General features: G+C 63.7%; 15 protein-coding genes. 9 read left to right on the top strand and 6 right to left on the bottom strand.

Features of this window, described 5'->3' with window-relative positions:
• Genes AB6V08_RS17935 through acpT form a run of 9 tightly spaced genes read left to right on the top strand, consistent with a single transcriptional unit; the run spans nt 1 to nt 8,084 of the window.
• Entirely contained in the window at nt 1–423 is a 423-nt protein-coding gene (locus AB6V08_RS17935) for an acyl-CoA thioesterase (protein WP_368544164.1), read from the top strand.
• The gene (locus AB6V08_RS17930) at nt 420–1,025 is read left to right on the top strand and encodes an outer membrane lipoprotein carrier protein LolA (protein WP_368544162.1); all 606 of its coding nucleotides are present in this window, start codon (nt 420–422) and stop codon (nt 1,023–1,025) included. Before AB6V08_RS17935 ends, AB6V08_RS17930 begins: the two co-directional genes overlap by 4 nt.
• Entirely contained in the window at nt 994–3,318 is a 2,325-nt protein-coding gene (locus AB6V08_RS17925; RefSeq protein ID WP_368544161.1) for an MMPL family transporter, read from the top strand. The genes AB6V08_RS17930 and AB6V08_RS17925 overlap by 32 nt, the downstream gene beginning before the upstream one ends.
• Nucleotides 3,315–3,893: a DUF3261 domain-containing protein gene (locus AB6V08_RS17920; protein WP_368544160.1), complete on the top strand. Its 579-nt coding sequence runs from the start codon at nt 3,315–3,317 to the stop codon at nt 3,891–3,893. The genes AB6V08_RS17925 and AB6V08_RS17920 overlap by 4 nt, the downstream gene beginning before the upstream one ends.
• 1 nt (nt 3,894) lies before the next feature.
• Nucleotides 3,895–5,064, top strand: a complete 1,170-nt coding sequence (locus AB6V08_RS17915; protein ID WP_368544159.1) for a beta-ketoacyl-[acyl-carrier-protein] synthase family protein — start codon at nt 3,895–3,897, stop codon at nt 5,062–5,064.
• Nucleotides 5,061–5,534, top strand: coding sequence for an ApeP family dehydratase (locus tag AB6V08_RS17910; RefSeq protein WP_368544158.1), 474 nt, complete (start codon nt 5,061–5,063; stop codon nt 5,532–5,534). The genes AB6V08_RS17915 and AB6V08_RS17910 overlap by 4 nt, the downstream gene beginning before the upstream one ends.
• Nucleotides 5,531–6,262 carry a 3-ketoacyl-ACP reductase FabG2 gene (locus AB6V08_RS17905; protein ID WP_368544157.1) on the top strand — a complete coding sequence of 244 codons (732 nt, stop codon included), beginning with the start codon at nt 5,531–5,533 and terminating at the stop codon, nt 6,260–6,262. Before AB6V08_RS17910 ends, AB6V08_RS17905 begins: the two co-directional genes overlap by 4 nt.
• Nucleotides 6,259–7,488 (top strand): beta-ketoacyl-ACP synthase, encoded by a 1,230-nt coding sequence (locus AB6V08_RS17900; protein WP_368544156.1) that lies wholly within the window; start codon nt 6,259–6,261, stop codon nt 7,486–7,488. Before AB6V08_RS17905 ends, AB6V08_RS17900 begins: the two co-directional genes overlap by 4 nt.
• 2 nt (nt 7,489–7,490) lie before the next feature.
• Nucleotides 7,491–8,084 (top strand): 4'-phosphopantetheinyl transferase AcpT, encoded by a 594-nt coding sequence (gene acpT / locus AB6V08_RS17895; RefSeq protein WP_368544155.1) that lies wholly within the window; start codon nt 7,491–7,493, stop codon nt 8,082–8,084.
• Here acpT and arnF read toward each other — a convergent pair.
• From arnF to arnC, 6 genes are read right to left on the bottom strand one after another with little or no spacing between them, the layout of a single operon-like run.
• A complete protein-coding gene (arnF, locus tag AB6V08_RS17890) occupies nt 8,041–8,445 on the bottom strand; it encodes a 4-amino-4-deoxy-L-arabinose-phosphoundecaprenol flippase subunit ArnF (RefSeq protein ID WP_368544154.1) in 405 nt (134 codons plus the stop codon). The two genes, acpT and arnF, sit on opposite strands and share 44 nt — an antisense overlap.
• Nucleotides 8,442–8,780 (bottom strand): 4-amino-4-deoxy-L-arabinose-phosphoundecaprenol flippase subunit ArnE, encoded by a 339-nt coding sequence (gene arnE, locus AB6V08_RS17885; RefSeq protein ID WP_368544153.1) that lies wholly within the window; start codon nt 8,778–8,780, stop codon nt 8,442–8,444. The genes arnF and arnE overlap by 4 nt, the downstream gene beginning before the upstream one ends.
• Nucleotides 8,777–10,432 carry a lipid IV(A) 4-amino-4-deoxy-L-arabinosyltransferase gene (gene arnT / locus AB6V08_RS17880; RefSeq protein ID WP_368544152.1) on the bottom strand — a complete coding sequence of 552 codons (1,656 nt, stop codon included), beginning with the start codon at nt 10,430–10,432 and terminating at the stop codon, nt 8,777–8,779. The genes arnE and arnT overlap by 4 nt, the downstream gene beginning before the upstream one ends.
• Nucleotides 10,429–11,331, bottom strand: coding sequence for a 4-deoxy-4-formamido-L-arabinose-phosphoundecaprenol deformylase (gene arnD, locus AB6V08_RS17875; protein ID WP_368544151.1), 903 nt, complete (start codon nt 11,329–11,331; stop codon nt 10,429–10,431). The genes arnT and arnD overlap by 4 nt, the downstream gene beginning before the upstream one ends.
• Nucleotides 11,328–13,310 (bottom strand): bifunctional UDP-4-amino-4-deoxy-L-arabinose formyltransferase/UDP-glucuronic acid oxidase ArnA, encoded by a 1,983-nt coding sequence (gene arnA / locus AB6V08_RS17870; protein ID WP_368544150.1) that lies wholly within the window; start codon nt 13,308–13,310, stop codon nt 11,328–11,330. The genes arnD and arnA overlap by 4 nt, the downstream gene beginning before the upstream one ends.
• Complete coding sequence (arnC, locus tag AB6V08_RS17865; RefSeq protein WP_368544197.1) at nt 13,307–14,290, bottom strand: undecaprenyl-phosphate 4-deoxy-4-formamido-L-arabinose transferase; 984 nt, start codon at nt 14,288–14,290, stop codon at nt 13,307–13,309. The genes arnA and arnC overlap by 4 nt, the downstream gene beginning before the upstream one ends.
• Nucleotide 14,291 lies beyond the last annotated feature (1 nt).

Below are 14,291 nucleotides of genomic sequence, written 5' to 3'. Positions count from 1 at the left end.
GTGCTGACCGATCCCCGCTTTACGACCGAAGTAGAGATCACCGTCCCGTTCCACGACGTCGATATGATGGGCGTGGTCTGGCACGGCAACTACTTCCGCTACTTTGAGATTGCCCGCGAGGCGCTGCTCAACCAGTTTAACTATGGCTATCGCCAGATGAAGGCCTCCGGCTACGTCTGGCCGGTGGTGGATACCCGGGTGAAATACCGCGATGCGGTGACCTTTGAGCAGCGCATCCGCGTGCGGGCGCACATCGAGGAGTTCGAAAACCGCCTGCGCATCGCCTACCAGATCTTTGACGCGCAGACGGGCAAACGCACCACCACCGGCTACACCATTCAGGTCGCCGTGGAGGAAGCCACGCGCGAAATGTGCTTCGTCAGCCCGGCGATTTTGTTTGAACGTATGGGAGTCACGCCATGAAGTGGTTGCCTTTGCTTGCCCTGCTGATATGCCCGCTGGCCAGCGCCGTCACGCTGGACGAACTGCAGCAGCGCTTTACCGAACAGCCCGTCGTGCGCGCCCACTTCGAGCAGACGCGCACCATCAAGGGGATGCCGCAGCCGCTGCGCTCGCAGGGCGAGATGCTGATCGCCCGGGACAACGGCCTGCTGTGGGATCAAAAAGCCCCCTTCCCGATGACGCTGCTGCTGGACGACAAACGGATGGTGCAGGTGGTTAACGGCCAGCCGCCGCAGACCGTCACCGCCGAGAATAATCCGCAGATGTTCCAGTTTAACCATCTGCTGCGCGCCCTCTTCCAGGCCGACCGCCGCGTGCTGGAGGCGAACTTCCGCATCGATTTTAAAGACCTGGGCGAAGGCCGCTGGTCGCTGGTGTTAACCCCGATGACCACGCCGCTGGACAAGATTTTTGCCTCTCTCGATCTGGGCGGGGCGACCTATCTGGAGTCCATCCGCCTGAACGATAAGCAGGGCGACCGCACGGATATCGCCCTTTCCCGCCACCAGCTCACGCCCGCCAGCCTGACCGATGACGAACGCCAACGCTTTGCCGCACCGTAACGCGCTGCGCCCGGCGCTGCTGTGGGCGTTAGCCTGCGCGATCCTCGCGGGCGTGCTGCTCTCGCTGCTGCCCGGCGCGCGGCTGAACAGCAGCGTGCTCGCCATGCTGCCAAAGCAGACGCTGGGGGCGATTCCACCGGCGTTAAACGACGGCTTTATGCAGCGCCTCGACCGCCAGCTCGTCTGGCTGGTCAGCCCCGGCAAAACGCCCGACCCGCGCGTGGCGCAGGCGTGGCTGGAACAGCTTCAGAAAAGCAGCGCGCTGAAAGAGGTAAAAGGTCCGATGGACGCCGCCGGGCAAAAAGCCTGGGGCGAATTCTTCTGGCAGCATCGCAACGGTCTGATTGACCCCGCGACCCGCGCCCGGCTGCAAAACGGCGGCGACGCGCAGGCGCAGTGGATTTTGTCCCAGCTTTACTCCGCCTTTTCCGGCGTGAGCGGCAGGGAGCTGCAAAACGATCCGCTGATGCTGATGCGCGGTTCCCAGCTGGCGCTGGCGCAAAACGGCCAGAAGCTGCGGCTGATGGACGGCTGGCTGGTCACTCAGGACCAGGCAGGCAACTACTGGTATCTGCTGCACGGCGAGACCCGCGGCTCCTCCTTTGATATGCAGCAAACCCACCGGCTGGTGACCACCCTCGACGCGCTCAACACGCAGCTTGTAAGCCGTTATCCGCAGGCGCAGCTGCTCTCGCGCGGGACGGTGTTTTACAGCGATTACGCCAGCCAGCAGGCCAAACGCGATGTGTCGACCCTCGGCGTAGCCACCGTTCTCGGGGTGATCCTGCTGATTGTGGCGGTGTTCCGCTCCCTGCGCCCGCTGCTGCTGTGCCTGCTGTCGATCGCCGTGGGCGCGCTTGCCGGAACGGTGGCTACGCTGCTGCTGTTTGGCGAACTGCACCTGATGACGCTGGTGATGAGCATGAGCATCATCGGCATTTCGGCGGACTATACGCTCTACTACCTGACCGAGCGGATGGTTCACGGCGCGGAGCACTCCCCGTGGCAAAGCCTCGCCAAAGTGCGTACCGCCCTGCTGCTGGCGCTACTCACCACCGTGGCGGCGTACCTGATTATGATGCTCGCGCCCTTCCCGGGGATCCGCCAGATGGCGGTCTTCGCCGCCGCCGGGCTCAGCGCCTCGTGCCTGACGGTGATATTCTGGCATCCGTGGCTGTGCCGGGGCCTGCCGGTGCGTCCGGTGCCGGCGAAGGGGCTGATGCTGCGCTGGCTCGCCGCGTGGCAACGGGGCAAAACGCTCTCCGTCGGCCTGCCCGTCGCGCTGGCGCTGGCGTCTGCCGCAGGGATCGCGACCCTGCGGGTGGACGACGATATCGCCCAGCTGCAGGCGCTGCCGCAGGATATTCTGGCGCAGGAGAAGCGCATCACCGCCCTCACCGGGCAGAGCCTCGATCAGAAATGGTTCGTGGTTTACGGCGCGTCGGCCCAGCAAACGCTGGCGCGGCTCGAGGCCTTTACCCCGGCGCTGGCCCGGGCGCAACACGCGGGCGACCTGGCAGGCTGGCGCACGCTGCCGCTGAACTCGCTGGCGCAACAAACGCGCGATCTGGCGCTGCTGCGCGCCGCCGCTCCGGCGGTGACGAAGGTGCTGCAAACCGCGGGGCTAACGAACGTTGCGCCGGATCTGAACCCCATGCCGGTTGACGTGGAGGCGTGGCTTGCCAGCCCGGCCAGCGAAGGCTGGCGCCTGCTGTGGCTGACCCTGCCAGACGGCCAGAGCGGCGTGCTGGTTCCGGTGGACGGCGTGAAGAACAGCGCGGCGCTCGGCGCCCTGGCGGCGAAGCATCAGGGCGTGGCGTGGGTCGATCGCAAGGCCAGCTTCGACGATTTATTCTCGCTCTACCGCACGCTGCTTACCGGCCTGCTGCTGGTGGCGCTGGCGGTCATCGCCTGCGGCGCGACGGTGCGCCTGGGCTGGCGCCGGGGGCTGATTAGCCTGGTGCCGTCGCTGCTCTCCCTGAGCGGCGGGCTGGCGGCGCTGGCGCTGACCGGGCATCCGGTGAACCTGTTTTCGCTGCTGGCGCTGGTGCTGGTGCTCGGGATCGGCGTTAACTACACGCTGTTTTTCAGCAACCCGCGCGGTACGCCGCTGACGTCGATGCTCGCGATTACCCTCGCGATGCTCACCACCCTGCTGACGCTCGGCATGCTGGTGTTCAGCGCCACCCAGGCCATCAGCAGCTTCGGCATTGTGCTGGTGAGCGGTATTTTCACCGCCTTCCTGCTCGCCCCGCTGGCGATGCCGTCTAAAAAAGAGAGAAAACGCGCATGACCCCTTTTTACCGCGCGGCGGCGCTGATTGCCGCCCTGCTGCTGGCAGGCTGTAGCCATTCAAACAGCGGCGACAGCACTCGCCCACAGGCCTGGCTCCAGCCGGGAACCCGGGTGACGCTTCCGCCGCCGGGCATCACGCCGGCGTTCAGCTCGCAGCAGCTGCTAACCGGGCGCTTTAACGGGCAAACCCAGTCGCTGCTGGTGATGCTCAACGCCGATGAACACAAACTGACGCTGGCCGGGCTATCCTCAGTGGGGATCAGACTGTTTCTCGCCACCTACGACGCCTCCGGCATTCATACCGAGCAGTCGATTGTGGTGCCGCAGTTGCCGCCTGCCGGCCAGGTGCTGGCGGACGTGATGTTAAGCCACTGGCCGATTAGCGCCTGGCAGCCGCAGCTGCCGAAGGGCTGGACGCTGAAGGACATCGCCGACCGCCGCGAGCTGCGTAACGCCAGCGGCAGGCTGGTGACGGAAATTGTCTACCTGCAGCGCAGGGGCAAACGCGAGCCGATAAGCATCGAGCAGCACGTCTTCCGCTACCACATCACCATTCAATATCTGGGTGACTGAGATGATCTACATTTCCGCAGTTGGCATGGTCAACGCGCTGGGCAATTCCGCTGACGAGATAGCCGCCAACCTGACCGCAGGGCGAGCCCCCGGGATGCACCGCAGAAGCGGCTGGCTGCAGGGCCTGCCCGATGCCGTGCTGGGCGGCGTGGAAGGCGAACTGCCGACCATTCCGGACAGCCATTCGGCGCATCGCACCCGCAATAACCAGCTGCTGCTGGCGGCGCTGGCGCAGATCCGGCCCGAGGTTGATGAGGCCATTGCCCGCGTCGGGCGCGACCGCGTGGCGGTGGTGCTGGGCACCAGCACGTCGGGGCTGGACGAGGGTGACGAGCACGTTCGCCGCACCCTGAACGGCGAGGATAGCCCGCGCTGGCAGTATCCGCAGCAGGAGCTCGGCGATCCGTCCCGCTTCCTCGCCAGCTGGCTGGCGCTTGACGGCCCGGCCTATACCCTGTCGACGGCGTGCTCGTCCAGCGCCAGGGCGATCGTCAGCGGACGCCGCCTGATAGAGGCGGGTCTGGTGGATATCGCCCTTGTTGGCGGGGCGGATACCCTGAGCCGGATGCCGGTCAACGGCTTTAACAGCCTGGAATCCCTCTCCCCGACCCTGTGCGAGCCGTTTGGCCGCGACCGTCGGGGCATCACCATTGGTGAAGCCGCCGCCCTGATGGTGCTGACCCGCGAGCCCGCCAGCGTTGCGCTGCTCGGCGCGGGTGAGTCGAGCGATGCGTACCACATTTCGGCCCCGCACCCGGAGGGAGAAGGCGCCATTCGCGCCATCACCCAGGCGCTGAACGACGCGGGCCTGACGCCGGACGATATCGGCTATATCAACCTGCACGGCACCGCCACGCCGCTGAACGACCGGATTGAGTCGCAGGTGGTGCATGACCTCTTTGGCGAGCGGGTGCCGTGCAGCTCCACCAAGCACCTTACCGGCCACACGCTGGGGGCGGCGGGCGTTACCGAGGCGGCGCTCAGCTGGCTGATCCTGACCCGCGCCCTGCCGCTGCCGCCGCAGGATTTTTCCCGCTACGCGCCGGACGACGCGCTGCCGCCGTGCGGCGTGCTGCATGAAAGCGTCCCGCTGAAAAAGCCGGTGATTTTGTCCAACTCGTTCGCGTTTGGCGGCAATAACGCCAGCATTTTGCTCGGGAGAGCGCCATGAGCTATTTATCACCCGTCGACTACCTTCCCCACGACGCGCCCATGCTGCTGCTGGAGTCCGTCGAGCGCGTCACCGACGACGGCGCGACGTGCCGCGTAGCGGTGAACGGGCCGGGCGTGCTCGCCCCCTTCCTGGACGCCAGCGGCGATCTGCCGGGCTGGTACGCGCTGGAGCTAATGGCGCAGACCGTGGGCGTCTGGTCGGGCTGGCATCGACATCAGCAGGGACAGCGCCATATCGCGCTGGGCATGGTGCTGGGCGCGCGCGAGCTTGTCTGCGCCGCCGGGCGTTTCCCCGCGGGCAGCAGTTTGACCATTACCGTTAAGCTGCTGATGCAGGACGAACGTTTTGCCAGCTTCGAGTGCGCAATTGCCGACGAAGCGGCCACCCTTGCTACGGGTCGGGTCAACACCTTCCAGCCGGACCCGGAAGAATTAACCTCGCTCTTTAATCAGGGATCTCACGCATGAGTCGTTCCGTACTGGTCACCGGGGCCAGCAAAGGCATCGGGCGGGCCATCGCCCGTCAACTGGCGGCTGACGGGTTTACCGTCGGCGTGCATTATCACCGCGACGCCGCCGGCGCGCAGGAGACGCTGGACGCGATTACCGCCGCAGGCGGCTCCGGCCGCCTGCTGGCATTCGACGTGGGCAACCGCGAACAGTGCCGGGAGGTGCTGGAACGGGAGATAGAAACCCACGGCGCGTGGTATGGCGTGGTCAGCAACGCGGGCATTACCCGCGACGGCGCGTTTCCGGCGCTCAGCGAAGATGACTGGGACAGCGTTATCCACACCAACCTCGACAGCTTTTACAACGTCATTCACCCCTGCATTATGCCGATGATCGGCACCCGCCGGGGCGGGCGCATTATCACCCTGTCGTCGGTGTCGGGCGTGATGGGCAATCGCGGCCAGGTGAACTACAGCGCGGCGAAGGCGGGCATTATCGGCGCCACCAAGGCGCTGGCGATGGAGCTGGCGAAGCGCAAAATCACCGTCAACTGCATTGCGCCGGGGCTGATTGATACCGGAATGATCGAGATGGAAGAGGCCGCGCTGAAAGAGGCCATGTCCCTCATCCCGATGAAGCGAATGGGCCAGGCCGAGGAGGTCGCCGGGCTTGCCAGCTACCTGATGTCGGACATTGCGGGGTACGTCACCCGCCAGGTGATTTCCATTAACGGAGGAATGCTATGACCCGTCGCGTGGCGATCACCGGCATGGGCGGCGTTACCGCTTTTGGCGAAACGTGGCAGTCCGTGTCCCGCGGGCTGCTGGGCTATGAAAACGCGGTGCGCGCCATGCCGGAGTGGCAGATTTATGACGGCCTGCACGCCCTGCTGGGCGCGCCGATTGATGATTTCACGCTGCCCGCCCACTACACGCGCAAGCGTATCCGCGCCATGGGCCGGGTGTCGCTGCTGTCCACCCGCGCCACGGAGCTGGCGCTGGAGCAGGCGGGGCTGATCGACGACGCGGTATTAACCAACGGCCAGACCGGCATTGCCTACGGTTCGTCCACGGGCAGCACCGCGTCGGTGAGCGAGTTCGCCACCATGCTCAACGAAAAGCACACCCACAACATCACCGGCACCACCTACGTGCAGATGATGCCGCACACCACGGCGGTTAACACCGGGCTGTTTTTCGGGCTGCGCGGGCGCGTGATCCCCACCTCAAGCGCCTGTACCTCCGGCAGCCAGGCGATCGGCTACGCCTGGGAAGCGATTCGCCACGGCTATCAAACGGTGATGGTCGCCGGGGGCGCGGAGGAGATATGCCCGTCGGAAGCGGCGGTTTTCGACACCCTGTTCGCCACCAGCCAGCGCAACGACGCGCCGAAGGCCACGCCGTCCCCCTTCGATAAAGGGCGCGACGGGCTGGTGATTGGCGAAGGCGCGGGCACGCTGATCCTGGAAGATCTGGAGCACGCGAAGGCGCGCGGGGCGACCATTTACGGCGAGATTGTCGGCTTTGCCACCAACTGCGATGCGGCGCACATCACCCAGCCGCAGCGCGAAACCATGCAGATTTGCATGGAGCAGTCGCTGGCGCTGGCGGGGCTAAGCCCGACGGACGTCGGCTATATTTCCGCGCACGGTACGGCCACGGATCGCGGCGATCTCGCCGAAAGCCAGGCCACCGCCGCGATTTTCGGCGACAGCGTGCCGATCTCGTCGCTGAAAAGCTATTTTGGCCACACCTTAGGGGCGTGCGGCGCGCTGGAGGCGTGGATGAGTCTGCAAATGATGCGCGAAGGCTGGTTCGCCCCGACCCTCAATTTAAGACAACCGGATGAGCAATGCGGCGCTTTAGATTATATTATGGGGGAAGCACGCCGGATTGATTGCGAATACCTGCAAAGCAATAACTTTGCCTTCGGTGGCATCAATACCTCGATCATCATCAAACGCTGGGCGTAACTATGTACCAGTTTATACTGGGAAAAATCTCCACCCTTAGCGCGGACCCTCTGGCGTCAACGCTCGCTGACAAGGCACCTCAGGGTGCCCGAAACGCCTCCTGGCTCGCAGGCCGGACGCTGCTCGCCAGAACCTTGTCCCCTTCGCCGCTGCCGGAAATCGTCTTTGGCGAACAGGGGAAACCGGCGTTCATCGACGCGCATCCTTTCTGGTTTAACCTGAGCCACAGCGGGGACGATATTGCCCTGCTGGTGAGCGATGAAGGGGAAGTGGGCTGCGATATCGAAGTGATCCGCCCGCGGGAAAACTGGCAGGCGCTGGCTAACGCGGTGTTTAGCGTGGCGGAGCATCAGGAGCTGGAAAACGAATCCCCGGAGCGACAGCTTGCCGCCTTCTGGCGCATCTGGACGCGCAAAGAGGCCATCGTGAAGCAGCGCGGCGGCAGCGCCTGGCAGATTGTCAGCATCGACAGCACCGCGCAGGCCCACTCGGTAAGCCAGCTGCGGCTGGGTTCGCTGAGCCTCGCCGTGTGTACCCCCACGCCGTTTACCCTTACCGCTGAGTCGATTTCCCGTCACGGGATGCAGCAGGCCTGAAAATCACCAGCACCCCCAGGATAATGCATCCGACCCCCGCCAGCCCGGTCCAGGAGAACTGCTCTCCCCAGCCGGGCAGGACGATCGCCGCGCCCCACACCAGAATGTAGCTAATGCTGAGCAGCGCATAGGCCCGGCTCAGCGCCATGCGGTGCAGCGCCAGATACCAGCAGCCCATCGAGGCGACGTAGCCCATCAGCCCGAGCAGCAACGCCCCGCTGCCCGGCGCAAAATGCCACAGGGCGATAACGAAGGCGAAGTCTTCCCCCACCGGCGGCAGCGTCACCATCGCGTAGCGCAACAGCAGCTGCGCCGCGCTGACCAGCCCGACGCTGCACAGCGCCCAGAACGTCCCTTTCACAGGCTGCCTCCCAGCAGGATTATCCCGACCATGATTAGCCCGACGCCCAGCCAGTGGTTCGCCGCGACCTTTTCACGCCAGAGGGTTTTCGCCGCCAGCGTCACCCAGACAAAGTTCAGGCTCAGCATCGGGTAGGCAATCCCCACCGGCAGTCGCTGGAGCACCACCAGCCACACCAGCATCCCGAGGCCCAGCGCCATCAGCGCCAGCCCCAGCCAGAGCGCGATGTGCGCCCCGCGCCGCCCGGATTTCGCCGGGCGGGTCGCCTGCTTCTGGCACAGCTGACCCGCGCAGCTCAGCAGGCTGGCGAGTATCAGCCAGAACCAGGCCATCATTGCGGCAGATACTGCAGGTAGGCCAGACGACCCTGAATATACAGGCTGTCCGGTTTTGGCAGCTTCAGGCGCTCGAGATCGTCGTTCTTCGACAGCAAAATCACCACCGAAATGCGCCCCTGCTGGCGATGCGCTTCAAGCCACTCCGGGAAATCCTCTTTGCCCACAAAGCGGTCTTTCACGTCCGGGTAGTCCAGCCCGTAGCGCAGCTCGCCGCTCTGCCCGAACAGCACGATATCGTTACGGTTCAGCTCCCACGCCAGGCCAGACGCCACCCCGACGTTGTTCGCCAGCACATAGCGGCTGTCGCTCAGCGGCTCGCGCACGGTGTCCACCAGCGACTGCGGCTGCTTGGAGTCCACGACGAGGTTCGGGATCGCAAAGCCAATCAGCAGCGTCAGGCCGAGCGGGCATAGCGCCGCCAGCCACCAGCGCTGCTGGCTTTTTTGCAGCGTCACCCAGCCGACAATCGCCCAGATAAGGAAGGCGACGACCGCGCAGAAGACTTTATACAGCTCGACGGAGGTCCAGACCGGATGCTTGCTCAGCCCCCACGGCGACACCACCAGCGCCGCCACCACGCCCAGCACGCCAAACGCCAGGTTGATCCCGCCGTTGACGCGCAGCGCTTTGCCGCTTTTTTCCGCCACGGTGCAGGCGTAGTGCGCCATCAGCATCGCCAGCGGCGCAAAGCACGGCAGGATGTAGGTAGGCAGCTTGCCTTTAGCAATGCTGAAGAAGACCAGCGGCATCACCACCCAGCCGAGCAGGTACAGGCCGCCGCCCTCGTTCTGGCGACCGCGCCAGCCCTCGCGCAGCGCGCCGGGCAGCAGCGCCAGCCACGGCAGGCTTCCGGCAATCAGGAACGGCAGGTAGTACCAGAACGGCGCTTTGTGCTGGGCGTCGCTCTGGGCAAAGCGCTGAATATGCTCAACCCAGAAGAAGTAGCGCCAGAAGTCCGGCTCGCGGTGGGCAATCGCCAGCCCCCAGGGCAGTACGATCAGCACGCAGCTGAGCACCGCCAGCCAGCCGAACAGCAGCACCTCTTTCCAGCGCTTCTGGGCAATCACCCACGGCAGCACGCCAATCACCGGCACCGCCAGGGCGAGGAACCCTTTGGTCATCACCCCCATGCCGCAGGCCAGCCCCAGCAGCAGATAGCCGCCCGCTTTCCCGGTGAGGGTTTTTGCCTGCGACGCCAGCCAGAAGCTGCACATTGCGGCCACCAGCCACAGGGTGATAATCGGGTCCAGCACCGCATAGGTGCCAATGCCGTACACGAGGAACAGGGTCAGGAAGATCACGCCGGAGAGCAGCGCCACGCGCCTGTCGCGCCAGATGCGCCAGGCCAGCCAGATCACCACCAGCGCCGCCAGCCCGGTGGAGAATATCGCCCCCGCGCGCACGGCAAAGTTGGTGTGTCCAAACAGCAGCTGCCCGATACTGTTGACCCAGTATCCGGCTATCGGTTTTTCGAAGTAGCGCAGTCCGAGGAAGTGCGGCACGACCCAGTCGCCTGATGCCAGCATCTCGCGGCTGATTTCCGCGTAGCGCGTTTCATCAGGCTGCCACAGCAGGCGAAGGTCGACGGGAATAAGGTAGTAAATGACAAACAGTGCGAAAAGCGCAAAGCCATAACGGGCTGCTTTCATGATACCGGGCTCAAAATGTGTTGATAGCCAAGCCAGCCTTCCCGGCCAGCCATTTCTTTACGGACAATCTTGCCGACGGGCAAGGTGCTGAGATCGTCGGGCAGCAGCTCAACGAGCGGGCAGAACTGAATGCCCTCTTCGGCGGCCATCGTCAGCAGCGCGTCGAAGTCGTGCTGATACGCAATCCCTTCTACTTCGGCGTGAATGGTGTAAACCGGCGTGCCGGTATCGCGGTGAATGCAGTCCAGAATATAGCGGTTAAAGCCCTCTGCGGTCACCTCGCGCCCGACCACTTCGTCCCAGGTGGGCAGCGTGACCGGAATTTGCACCGTCCCGGTCTGGCGTTCGCTGAGCTGCGGCAAAAACGGCCCCGAGCCGCGACAGTCGCTGTTGTAGCGAAACGCGAAGGGCTGCTTGGCTTTCACGACCCGCTGGTCCGCCCGCCACCCGGCCACCGCCGAACACTGCACGGGCTGGCCGGTAATGGCCTCAAGCTCCATCACCCCGCGCTCAACCTCGCGGCTCAGACGCTTGATGTCCCAGACGCCCGCCCAGGCCTGCCACGCGTGGTGATCCCAGGCGTGCAGCCCGACCTCGTGCAGACGCGCCGCCTCGCGGATAATGGCTTCATTTCCCGCGCCGATGCGTTTGCCGGGCCAGGCGGTGCCGGCCAGCAGAATGTCCCAGCCGTACAGCGATGCCGCGCGCGAGCGCAGCATTTTGAACAGAAACGCCGGTTTAATCAGACGCCATAAATGGCGTCCCATGTTGTCTGGCCCCACGCTGAAGAAAATGCTCGACCGCACATCGTGCTTGCTCAGGAGTTCGAGCAGCTTAGGCACGCCGTCGCGCGTGCCCCTGAAGGTGTCGACATCTATACGTAAGCCCACTTTTTTCATGATGAGGGTTCCGATAGCTCCACGGTACGCAGGAAGAAGTCGAGCGTTTCATCGATGGTCTGTTCCATCTTCACCGTTGGCGTCCAGTTCAGGCAGCGTTTCGCGTTGCGAATGCTCGGCTTACGGTGCTCAACGTCCTGGTAGCCCTTACCATAATAGCTGCTGCTTTCCACTTCGCGGAAACCGGCAAACGGCGGGAACTGGCTGCGCAGCGGGTGGCGCTCGAAGCTGGCCAGCAGCATTTCCGCCAGCTCGCGGATGCTCGCTTCGTTGTCCGGATTACCGATGTTAACGATCTCCCCGTCGCAGCGGCCGTCTTTGTTTTCGATGATGCGGAACAGCGCTTCGATACCGTCGCTGATGTCGGTGAAGCAGCGTTTTTGCTTGCCGCCTTCAATCAGCTTGATTGGTGAGCCTTCCACCAGGTTGAGGATCAGCTGCGTGATCGCGCGGGAGCTGCCGATACGCGCCGCGTTCAGGTTATCCAGGCGCGGCCCCATCCAGTTAAACGGACGGAACAGGGTAAAGCGCAGCCCCTCTTTCTCGCCGTAGGCCCAAATCACGCGGTCAAGCAGCTGCTTGGAAACGGAGTAGATCCAGCGCTGTTTGTTAATCGGGCCAACCACCAGGTTAGAGTTATCTTCGTCGAAGTTTTTGTCGGTACACATGCCGTATACCTCAGAGGTGGACGGGAAGATGATGCGCTTATCGTATTTCACGCAGTCGCGGATAATCTTCAGGTTCTCTTCGAAGTCCAGCTCAAAAACGCGCAGCGGGTTACGGGTGTACTCAATCGGCGTGGCAATGGCGACCAGCGGCAGCACCACGTCGCATTTCTTAATGTGGTATTCGATCCATTCGGAGTGGATGCTGATATCCCCCTCAACGAAGTGGAAGCGCGGGTTGTCGAGGAAGCGGCTGATGGCGTCAGAGCCGATATCCAGACCGTAAATTTCGTAGTTGTCGTCTTTCAGCAAACGCTCGGTCAGGTGGTTACCGATAAAGCCGTTCACGCCGAGGATCAGCACGCGGGTGCGGCGCTTGACCGCCACAACCGGGGCGCTGGTGATGAGCGCACCCGCCACCAGACCCAGAGACTGCGCCAGCTGCGCGCCCTGAACGTACACGCCGTTGTCCGTTTGCCCGGTCACGATCTCCAGCGCCTGCTCGCCGCAGCTGACGATCAGCGGAGAAACGGAGACGACCGTCCCCGGTTTTGCCGCCGGAATGTCGTCGCGCACGCGGGATTTCCAGACGATGAATTTGCTCACGCCCGCAAAGCTGTAGGCGCCCGGCCACGGATCGGTCACCGCGCGCACCAGGTTGTGCAGCTGGCGGGCCGGTTTGGTCCAGTCCAGACGACCGTCTTCCGGCGTGCGGCGGCCAAAGCAGCTCGCTTTGCTCTCGTCCTGCGCGGTTTCGGTGAAGTTACCCTGCTTAATCGCAGGCAGCACGTCGCGCAGCAGGTTTTTCGCCGCCTCGCCCAGCTTGTGGTGCAGCTGCAGGGCGGTTTCATCGGCATCGATCGCCACGCTCTGCTGCGCCAGAATGGCGCCCGCGTCGGCGCGACGCACCATGCGGTGCAGGGTTACGCCCGTTTGGGTTTCGCCATTGACCAGCACCCAGTTCAGCGGCGCGCGGCCGCGGTACGCCGGCAGCAGCGAGCCGTGCAGGTTAAACGCCCCTTTCGGCGCCAGGCTTAAGATGCTGTCGCTCAGCAGGTTGCGATAGTAGAACGAGAAAATCACGTCCGGGGCGAGCTGTTGAATGCGGTCAACCCACAGCGGGTGATTCACATCGTCCGGCGCATACACCGGAATCCCGCGCTCGGCGGCAATGCGCGCCACGGAACCAAAGAAGTTGTTCTCCCCGGCGGTGTCCGGGTGCGTGAAGATGGCAGCGATGTCATAACCTGCGTCCAGCAGGGCCAGCGTGCCCGCACACCCCATATCGTGATAGGCAAATACAACAGCTTTCATGGGTGAATATCCTCTTGAGATGCTTTGTGTTCCTGACGGACAACACGTTGAATAAAGTAGCGCGGACGTGCGCGAACATCGTTATAGATTCGGCCTATGTACTCACCGAGCAGGCCCATCCCGATAAACTGGGCGCCGATGAACATGAACAGCACGGCAAACAGCATGAAGACCCCTTCCGCCGCCCACTGCGGGCCAAAGACCAGACGCAGGACGATAAGCAAAACGGAAAGCGCAAACCCGGCCACGGCGATGATGCTGCCGAAGACGCTCAGCAGGCGCAGCGGCGTGGTGGTCAGGCAGGTGACCAGGTCATACATCAGGTTGATCAGGCGCATAAAGCTGTACTTCGATTCCCCGTGCTCGCGCTCGGCGTGCAGCACCGGGATCTCCGTGGCTTTACGGGCGAAGGTGTTGGCCAGGATCGGAATAAAGGTGCTGCGCTCGTGGCAGTGCAGCATGGCGTCGATAATGTGGCGGCGATAGGCGCGCAGCATGCAGCCGTAGTCGCCCATCGCTTTACCGGTGGTGCGCTGAATAAGACGGTTAATGGTGCGTGACGCCAGCTTGCGGAACAGGCTGTCCTGACGGTTCTGGCGAACCGTGCCCACCACGTCGTAGCCTTCGTCGGCCTTTGCCACCAGGCGCGGGATCTCTTCCGGCGGGTTTTGCAGGTCGGCGTCCAGGGTGATGATCAAATCCCCGGTGACGTGGCTAAAGCCGGCCATGATGGCCGAGTGCTGCCCGTAGTTACGGTTGAGCAGCACCGCCACAACGTGGCTGCCTTCCGCCTGCGCGGCGTCGGTGAGCATCAGCGCGGAATCATCGCTACTGCCATCGTCCACCAGCAGAATTTCATACGCCTTGCCCAGGGTTTCACAGGCGGCGGTGGTGCGGCGGATCAGTTCGGGCAGGCTCTCCTGCTCGTTATAAACGGGGATCACCACGGAAACTTTTTGTACAGGCGGTGCGCTGAACATA

Source organism: Enterobacter soli, from assembly GCF_964208575.1.
GTDB lineage: Bacteria > Pseudomonadota > Gammaproteobacteria > Enterobacterales > Enterobacteriaceae > Enterobacter > Enterobacter soli_A.
This window is presented reverse-complemented; position numbering and strand designations above follow the sequence as displayed.